Genomic DNA, 7,826 nt, shown 5'->3' with positions numbered 1-7,826 from the left:
GGACATCGTCGGCACGCGCTCGGCGGTGCTCATCCTGCGCGAGGCGTACTACGGAACCCGGCGGTTCGACGGGTTCGCCAGCCGGGTCGGCATCACCGACGCGGCCGCCGCCGCCCAGCTGCGCAAGCTCACCGAGGCGGGCTTGCTGACGAAACAGCCGTACCAGGAGGAAGGCAAGCGCACCCGGCACGAATACGTGCTCACCCGGATGGGACGGGATCTGCTGCCCGCCGTGCTCGCGCTCATGCAGTGGGGCGACGCCTACCTGCAATCGGGTCCGGCGCCGCTGCTCTTGGTCGAGGAGGCGACCGGCGCCCCGGTGCGGGTGCAGGTGCGCAGCGCGTCGGGCCGCGAGATCGAACTGGAGGAACTGGGCGTGCGGCTCAACGAGGAGTACGCGCACCAACTGCGCGAACGCCGCCGATCGGACGCGACGGGCTGACCACACGAGCCGCTCACGGCATGGCGCCGGACGAGCGGATTCGATCGCACCGGCCCGCTCTGGATCGCCGAGCGAGCCGGGCCGCGGCGGACTTCATCGCACCCGCCAGGTTCACGGTTGCCGGGCGAGCGGGGGCGCGGCGGAGTCGGCCGCACCAAGGCCGTTCACGGGTCGCCGAGCGGGGTGGCGGCGGAATCATCGAACCAGGCCACCGGTCTCGATTGTCGAGCGGGCGGGCCGCGGCGGAGTCGGCCGCGCCAGGGCGGCGTTCACGGGTCGCCGAGCAGGCGGGACGGATCGGATCGCACCAGGCCCGTTCGGGGGTTGCCGCGCGAGGGCAGCGGCGAACTCATCGCACCAGGCCCGCTCGCAGGCCGGACGAGCGGGCCGCGGTGGCGAACTCAGTTGAGCCTGTGTCCCTCGGTGTCGAAGAAGTAGACGTGCTCGGCCTCGGTGGACAGGCGCAGCCGTGTGCCCTTCGCCGGCGGATTGCGCCAATCCGCGCGCGCCACAATGGTTTCCCCCGAACCGTCGGTTCCACCCGCGGTGAGGGTGCGGCCGTAGATGTAGGCGTCGGAACCGAGTTCCTCCACCACGTCGACCTCCATTTCGATGCCGGAGCCGTTGCCCAGCTCGAAGTGCTCCGGCCGGATGCCGACCGTCACGGTGGCGCCGGCCGCGTCCGCGACCGAGCGCGGCAGCGCGAGCGCGTGCCCGCCCAGCTCCACCCGGCCGTCGGCCACGGGAAGGGTGAACAGGTTCATGGCCGGTGAGCCCATGAACCCCGCGACGAACACGTTGGCCGGATCGCGGTAGAGGTCGCGCGGCGTGGCGCACTGCTGCAGCAGGCCGTCCTTCAGCACCGCGACGCGATCACCCATGGTCATCGCCTCGACCTGGTCGTGGGTGACGTACACCGTCGTGGTGGCGAGCCTGCGTTGCAACTGGGCGATCTGGGTGCGGGTCTGCACGCGCAGCTTGGCGTCCAGGTTGGACAGCGGCTCGTCCATCAGGAAAACCTGCGGCTGGCGCACGATCGCGCGGCCCATCGCGACCCGCTGGCGCTGACCGCCGGACAACGCCTTCGGTTTGCGATCCAGGTAGGGCTCCAGGTCCAGCAGCTTGGCCGCCTCCAGGACCCGCTTCTCCTTCTCCGCCTTGGCGACCTTGGCCAGTTTCAGCGCGAAGCCCATGTTCTCCGCGACGGTCATGTGCGGGTAGAGCGCGTAGTTCTGGAACACCATGGCGATATCGCGTTCCTTCGGCTCGGCGTGCGTCACGTCCTTGTCGCCGATCAGGATGCGGCCGCCGTTGACCTCCTCCAGTCCGGCGAGCATGCGCAGCGAGGTCGATTTCCCGCAGCCGGACGGGCCGACCAGCACGAGGAACTCGCCGTCCTCGATCTCCAGGTTCAACTGGTCCACCGCGGGTTTGGCGGAGCCGGAGTAGAGCCGCGTCGCGTTGTCGAAGGTCACCGTGGCCATAGCGAATACACATCCCATCCCGGCAGGAACGTGCCGGACGATCCGAGTAAGGGTTGAGCGGCGATCCTATCGGGCCGGACGGTTCGCGGCCACGTCAGCGTGTTCCAGCCTCGAAGAACGCGCGCGGGACGTCCACGAGCATGGCGTCGATCTGCTCCTGGGCGACGCCGCGTTCGAGCACGTAGGGGAACACGTCGTCGAACAGGTGGGTGTAGTGCCACTGCGGCAGGGCGGCCATGGCGGCCGGCTCGATCCAGTCCAGGTAGCAGCTCGCGTCCTGGGAGAGCACCATCCGGTCGGTGTAGCCGCGGCGCACCATCTCGATCAGGGTGTCTGCCCTGGCTTCGAAGGTGGTGTCGAGGTTGATGCCGAAGCGGTCCATGCCGAGCACGAATCCCGCGTCGGCCAGTGCGGCGAGGTGGTCGCAATCGGTGGTGTCGCCGCTGTGACCGAGCACGATCCGGCCGGGGTCGACGCCTTCCTCGTCGCACATCACGCGCTTGACGTCGAGCCCGCTGCGGGACTCCGGATGGGTGTGCACCGTGATCGGGACGCCGGTCTCGAGATGGGCTTTCGCGACCGCGCGCATCACGCGTTCGACGCCGGGGGTGAGCCCTTGCCGGTCGATCGCGCACTTGAGCATGCCGGCCTTCACTCCGGTGCCCGCGATGCCGTCGCGGATGTCGCCGACGAACATGTCGACCATCGGGTCGGGGACCTGCGCGCCGACGATCTCGTTCAGAGCGGGCCCGCGGTAGTGGAAGAAGAACGGGACATCGCCGTAGGTGTAGACGCCGGTGGCGACCACCAGGTTCAGCGGCAGTTGCTCGGCGATCCGCTGGATACGGGGGATATAGCGGCCCAGCCCCACCACTGTCAGGTCGACCACCGTGCGCACACCCGCGTCGTAGGCGACGCGCAAACGCTGTACGGCGTCGGCGATGCGTTCTTCTTCGGAACCCCACTCGGCCGGATAGTTCTGCTGGATGTCCCCTGTGAGCACGAAAACGTGCTCGTGCATCAGTGTCACTCCGATTTCAGCGGTGTCGATCGGGCCGCGCGCGGTTTCCAGCTGTGACACAGCGGTTTCTCCTCATCCGAGCTGCATATTCCGGGGAATGCTACGAACCGGGATGGGCGGCGGACCATATTCGGCGACGCCGAAACTTCGTACAACTTTCGTGCGGAGCGCACAACGGCGTCTCCCCCGTCGCTCAGGCCGGCGAGCCCGGCCGGAGTACGGCGGGCCCCAGCCAGCGCGCGGCCTGCAACGCCAGGTGCAGGTGCAGCGTGCGGTCGTGATCGGTGAAGTCGTGGCCGATCAGGTCGAGCGCCTGCCCCACCCGGTATTGAATGGTGTTGCGGTGCACGGCCAATTCCTGGGCGGCCGCGGCGTAACCGCGGTTGTTGGCCAGGAAGACGCGCAGCGTTTCGCGCAACCAGAGATTGCGCTGATTGTCGGTGGCGAGCTCACCCAGGTGATCGGCCACGTACTGACGCAATTCCTCGATGTCGCCGCCGAGCAGCGCGATGGCCGCCACCTGGTCGTAGGACACCGCCCTCGGCGCGCCCGCCCCGGCGAGCAGTACGAGTTCGCGTACCCGGTCGGCGCGGCGCAGACTCCGACGGAAACCGGCGACGCCCGCGCCGCACCCGCCGATCGCGACCCGCACCGGCAGCGACATGGCCGACAGCGCGCGCTCGACGGCGTCGACATCGATCGTGGTGTCACGGGCGATCGAGAACCACAGCCGCACTTCGCGTTCGTCGGTCGGCACCAGCAACGCCCGGCGCGGATTGCCGAACAGTGGAACCAGCGCCGCGCGAACAGCATCCAGGAATTCCACCGCGGCCCGTGCCGAGACCTGCGGATCGGTCCAGGCATTCACCGCGACGTGGCGACCGGTCAGGGGATAGCGCAGCACCCGCTCGGCTTGGCCGATGTCGTCGGCCGTGCCGTCGAGCACCCGTGCCACCCATTCCTGCCGCAGCCCGCCGCGACTGCCCACCCACCGGTCGCGTTCCTGCTCGTAGGCCACACCGACCTGCTCGCACACCCGGTCGATGTACACGGCGCTGCGATTGACCATGCGGATGATGGCCGCCGCGCTGCCGGAACCGCCCAGGTCCACGGCATAGCGCATGGCGACGTCGAGGAAACCGGCGTGCCCCACGCGGTACGCGCGAATCAGCGCCGACAGCGGGACGTCGCGCTGGGCGAGGGTGCGCGCGTACACCAGCGCACGAGCCGGGGCGTGCACGTCCTGCTCGGCGGCGTCGTTCTGCACGAAGTCGAGCACCGCCATCAGGTTGTCGGTGGTGCCCGCCTCGAACAGGCCACGCAGCCGGGCATCCAGGTCGAGCGCGGTCACCTGCGCGCGGATGACCGCGGACAGCTCGATGATCAGCTGCTCGCGATCTCGCAGGATCGCCGAGACGACCGTGCGAACCACCACCTCGTCGTCGCCGTCGGCCATACCGGCACCTCCATCCGTCAGCTCGGCACGCGCCCCGACCCGGGCTGCCTGCGGGCCTCCGATCGCGGCGGTAGCCTCGGGGCGGGGACAGGCCGAGCGACGAGGAGCATGCCATGAGTCGTCCAGTTCGTATCGGGGTTCAGCTGCAACCGCAGCACGCGCCGGGATACGGGCTCATCCGCGACGCGGTGCTGCGTTGCGAGGACGCGGGTGTCGACATCGTGTTCAACTGGGACCACTTCTACCCGCTCACCGGGGATCCCGACGGCGCTCACTTCGAGTGCTGGACGATGCTGGGCGCGTTCGCCGAGCAGACCGAGCGGGTGGAGATCGGCGCGCTGGTCACCGGCGGCGGTTATCGCAATCCGGACCTGCTGGCCGACATGGCGCGCACCGTCGACCACATCAGCGGCGGCCGGCTCATTCTCGGCATCGGCGCGGGCTGGTTCGAGAGGGACTACGACGAGTACGGCTACGACTTCGGCACCCCGGGCAGCAGGCTCGAGCTGCTGAAGGAGAACCTGGCCCGGATCAGCGCGCGGTTGCTCGAGCTCAATCCGCGGCCCACCCGCGACCTGCCCATCCTGATCGGCGGGGGCGGCGAGAAGAAGACGTTGCGGCTGGTCGCCCAGTACGCCGACATGTGGCACACCTTCGCCGACCTCGACGTGCTCGCGCATAAGAACAAGGTGCTCGCCGAGCACTGCGCCGCCGTCGGCACCGACCAGGCGCGTATCGAGCGCTCGGTGCAGTGGCCTGGCCTGGCGAGGGCGTCCGCGTTCGTCGAGGCCGGGGTGACGACCTTCACCCTCGGCGTCAGCGGTCCGGATTACGACCTGAGCGAGGTGGCGACGGCCGTCCGGTGGCGGGACGAGGTCAATCCGGAACCGATCAGCGGACTGGCGTAGGCCGGATTGCCCGGTGGCTGTCGCGCCGCGGCGCGGACTTCGGATCAGGCTGATCGGAATCTCGACCGCAGGCCGGGCATGGTCGCGCCGGTCACCCCCTCGGGGTAGCTGTGAATTAACAGTTTCGCGCGGCTAGGGTTGTCCGTCATGGCTGTTCTGCCCGCTGTGCGGTCTCGTGCGTTGATCGCCGCGCTATTGCTCGCCGTCGGTCTCAGCGCGTCGGCGTGCGGTACCGGCTCCGACGACGCGGCCACCGAGCGCAACCTCTGCGCACCGCCGGGCCTGGCCGCCGCCTCCGCCGCGCCCACCAACCTTGCCTCCTCGGCCGCCGCGGGCAGCGACCGCTACACCACCGCCACCACCGCGCCGCTGACCTCGATCGATGTCTCGAAGCTCGGCTTGATCACGCCCGGCAAGCTCAGCGTCGGTACGCTCTCCGACGCCCCGCCGAGCATCTGCGTCGACCGGCAGGGCACGTTCACCGGTTTCGACAACGAGCTGCTGAAGGCGATCGCCGCCAAGCTCGGGCTCCAAGTGGAGTTCTCCGGCACCGAGTTCGCCGGGCTGCTGGCCCAGGTGTCCGGCGGCCGTTTCGACGTGGGCTCGTCCAACATCACCACCACCGACGCGCGCCGCCAGCTGGTCGGCTTCACCAACGGCTACGACTTCGGCTATTTCTCCCTGGTGGTGCCCAACGGCAGTCCGGTCGAGGGGTTCTCCGACCTGAACCGCGGCACCCGGATCGCCGTGGTGCAGGGCACGGTGCAGGACGAGTTCGTGGTGAACCAGCTGGGGCTGGACCCGGTGAAGTTCCCGGACTACAACACCGCGTACGCCAACCTGAAATCCGGTCAGGTGGACGTCTGGGTGGCCCCGTCCGCGCAGGCGGAAGGCGCGATCAAGCCCGGCGACGGGACGTCGGTGTCGCAGAACACCTTCAGTCTGGACAACTTTGTCGGCTACGCGGTCGCCAAGAACAACCAACCGCTCATCGACGCGCTCAACAGCGGTTTGGACGCGGTGATCGCGGACGGCACCTACGCCGAGCTCTACGCCGACTGGGTGCCCCGGCAACTGCCCCCGGGCTGGAAGCCGGGCTCCAAGGCCGCGCCCGCGCCGCAGCTGCCGGACTTCGCGGCGCTCGCCGCGCAAAAGCAACCGGGCGAGGCGGAGCAGAACGCGCCGAAGTCCATTGTGCAGCAGTTGAAGGACACGTTCTTCGACTGGTCGCTGTACCGCAAGGCATTTCCCGACCTGTTCAAGACCGGTCTGCCGAATACGCTGATTCTCGCGATCGTTTCGGGTGCGCTCGGCACCGTGCTGGGCATGCTGCTCGCGGTCGCCGGGATCTCGCGGACGCGCTGGCTGCGCTGGCCGGCGCGGGTGTACACCGATATCTTCCGCGGCTTGCCCGCCGTGGTGATCATCCTGCTGATCGGTCTCGGTGTCGGCCCGGTGGTGCGCAACCTCACCGGCAACAACCCGTACTGGCTCGGTGCGGTCGCGCTGGCCCTGCTCGCCTCGGCCTACATCGGCGAGATTTTCCGCTCCGGCATCCAGTCGGTCGAGGCCGGGCAGCTGGAGGCGGCGCGCGCCATCGGCTTCGGTTACCGCCAGGCGATGACGCTCGTGGTGATCCCGCAGGGCGTGCGCCGGGTGCTGCCCGCTCTGATGAACCAGTTCATCGCGTTGATCAAGGACTCGTCACTGATCTACTTCCTCGGCCTGCTCGCCACCCAGCGCGAGCTGTTCGCCGTCGGCCGCGATCTCAACGCGCAGACCGGGAACCTCTCGCCGCTGGTGGCCGCCGGACTGGTCTATCTGATCCTGACCATCCCGCTCACCCACCTGGTGAACTACATCGACCGCCGGATGCGGACCGGCCGGCCCGACCGGCCGATCGACCCGGTGGAGGCGGCCACGATCACGGAAGGGCGCGGATAGATGAGTGCCTCCCTCACCGGTACCGGACTGCACCTGACGCTGGGGCACAATCACGTGCTGCGCGGCATCGACATCCACGTGGACGCGGGCAAGACCGCCACCGTCATCGGGCCGTCCGGCTCGGGTAAATCCACCCTGTTGCGGGTGCTGAACCGGCTCTACGAGCCGGACCGGGGTGACGTGCTGCTGGACGGCAAGTCCGTGCTCACCGAGAACCCGGACCGGCTGCGCCAGCGCATCGGCATGGTGTTCCAGCACTTCAACCTGTTTCCGCACAAGACCGTCGCGGAGAATGTCGCGCTGGGTCCGCGCAAGCTGCGCGGGCTGTCCAAGGACGAGGCGCGGGCGCTGGCCGTCGAGCAGTTGGAGACCGTCGGCCTGGCGGACAAGGCCGACACGCGGCCGGCCAACCTGTCCGGCGGGCAGCAGCAGCGCGTCGCCATCGCGCGGGCGCTGGCGATGCGGCCGGAGATCATGTTCTTCGACGAGGCCACCTCGGCGCTGGACCCCGAGCTGGTGAAGGGTGTGCTCGCGCTGATGGCCGACTTGGCTTCCGGCGGCATGTCGATGG

The 7,826-nt window shown here is 69.0% G+C and carries 7 protein-coding genes; 4 read left to right on the top strand and 3 right to left on the bottom strand.

Annotated elements, in window-relative coordinates; genetic code table 11:
* The coding region (locus tag ON27_RS28400; RefSeq protein WP_043734297.1) for a winged helix-turn-helix transcriptional regulator at positions 1 to 442 on the top strand (442 nt) is incomplete at its 5' end.
* A 401-nt stretch (positions 443 to 843) separates the two neighbouring features.
* Here ON27_RS28400 and ON27_RS28395 read toward each other — a convergent pair.
* The 3 genes from ON27_RS28395 to ON27_RS28385 all read right to left on the bottom strand — a co-directional run bounded on the left by ON27_RS28395 (position 844) and on the right by ON27_RS28385 (position 4,403).
* Positions 844 to 1,926: an ABC transporter ATP-binding protein gene (locus tag ON27_RS28395; protein ID WP_043734296.1), complete on the bottom strand. Its 1,083-nt coding sequence runs from the start codon at positions 1,924 to 1,926 to the stop codon at positions 844 to 846.
* A gap of 94 nt (positions 1,927 to 2,020) precedes the next feature.
* Positions 2,021 to 3,007, bottom strand: coding sequence for a phosphotriesterase family protein (locus ON27_RS28390; protein WP_043734295.1), 987 nt, complete (start codon positions 3,005 to 3,007; stop codon positions 2,021 to 2,023).
* Between the two features lie 133 nt (positions 3,008 to 3,140).
* Positions 3,141 to 4,403, bottom strand: a complete 1,263-nt coding sequence (locus ON27_RS28385) for a PucR family transcriptional regulator (protein ID WP_043734294.1) — start codon at positions 4,401 to 4,403, stop codon at positions 3,141 to 3,143.
* A gap of 113 nt (positions 4,404 to 4,516) precedes the next feature.
* Here ON27_RS28385 and ON27_RS28380 point away from each other — a divergent pair, with 113 nt between their 5' ends.
* From ON27_RS28380 to ON27_RS28370, 3 genes are all read left to right on the top strand, one after another.
* Positions 4,517 to 5,311, top strand: a complete 795-nt coding sequence (locus ON27_RS28380; protein ID WP_043734293.1) for an LLM class F420-dependent oxidoreductase — start codon at positions 4,517 to 4,519, stop codon at positions 5,309 to 5,311.
* Positions 5,312 to 5,458: 147 nt separating this feature from the next.
* On the top strand, positions 5,459 to 7,255 hold the full coding sequence (locus ON27_RS28375; RefSeq protein ID WP_043734292.1) for an ABC transporter substrate-binding protein/permease: 1,797 nt from the start codon (positions 5,459 to 5,461) through the stop codon (positions 7,253 to 7,255).
* Positions 7,256 to 7,826 (top strand): amino acid ABC transporter ATP-binding protein (locus tag ON27_RS28370; RefSeq protein ID WP_043734289.1); only part of this gene is annotated, 571 nt, incomplete at its 3' end.

This window comes from Nocardia asiatica NBRC 100129 (assembly GCF_000308415.1).
In the GTDB taxonomy this organism is placed as follows: domain Bacteria; phylum Actinomycetota; class Actinomycetes; order Mycobacteriales; family Mycobacteriaceae; genus Nocardia; species Nocardia asiatica.
Note: the sequence above shows the minus strand (reverse complement) of the source record. Positions and strands in the feature narration are given on the sequence as shown.

Coding starts and splice junctions, on each gene's coding strand:
- ON27_RS28380 (WP_043734293.1), top strand. CDS start 4,517: ATGAGTCGTCCAGTTCGTATCGGGGTTCAGCTGCAACCGCAGCACGCG.
- ON27_RS28385 (WP_043734294.1), bottom strand. CDS start 4,403: ATGGCCGACGGCGACGACGAGGTGGTGGTTCGCACGGTCGTCTCGGCG.
- ON27_RS28395 (WP_043734296.1), bottom strand. CDS start 1,926: ATGGCCACGGTGACCTTCGACAACGCGACGCGGCTCTACTCCGGCTCC.
- ON27_RS28375 (WP_043734292.1), top strand. CDS start 5,459: ATGGCTGTTCTGCCCGCTGTGCGGTCTCGTGCGTTGATCGCCGCGCTA.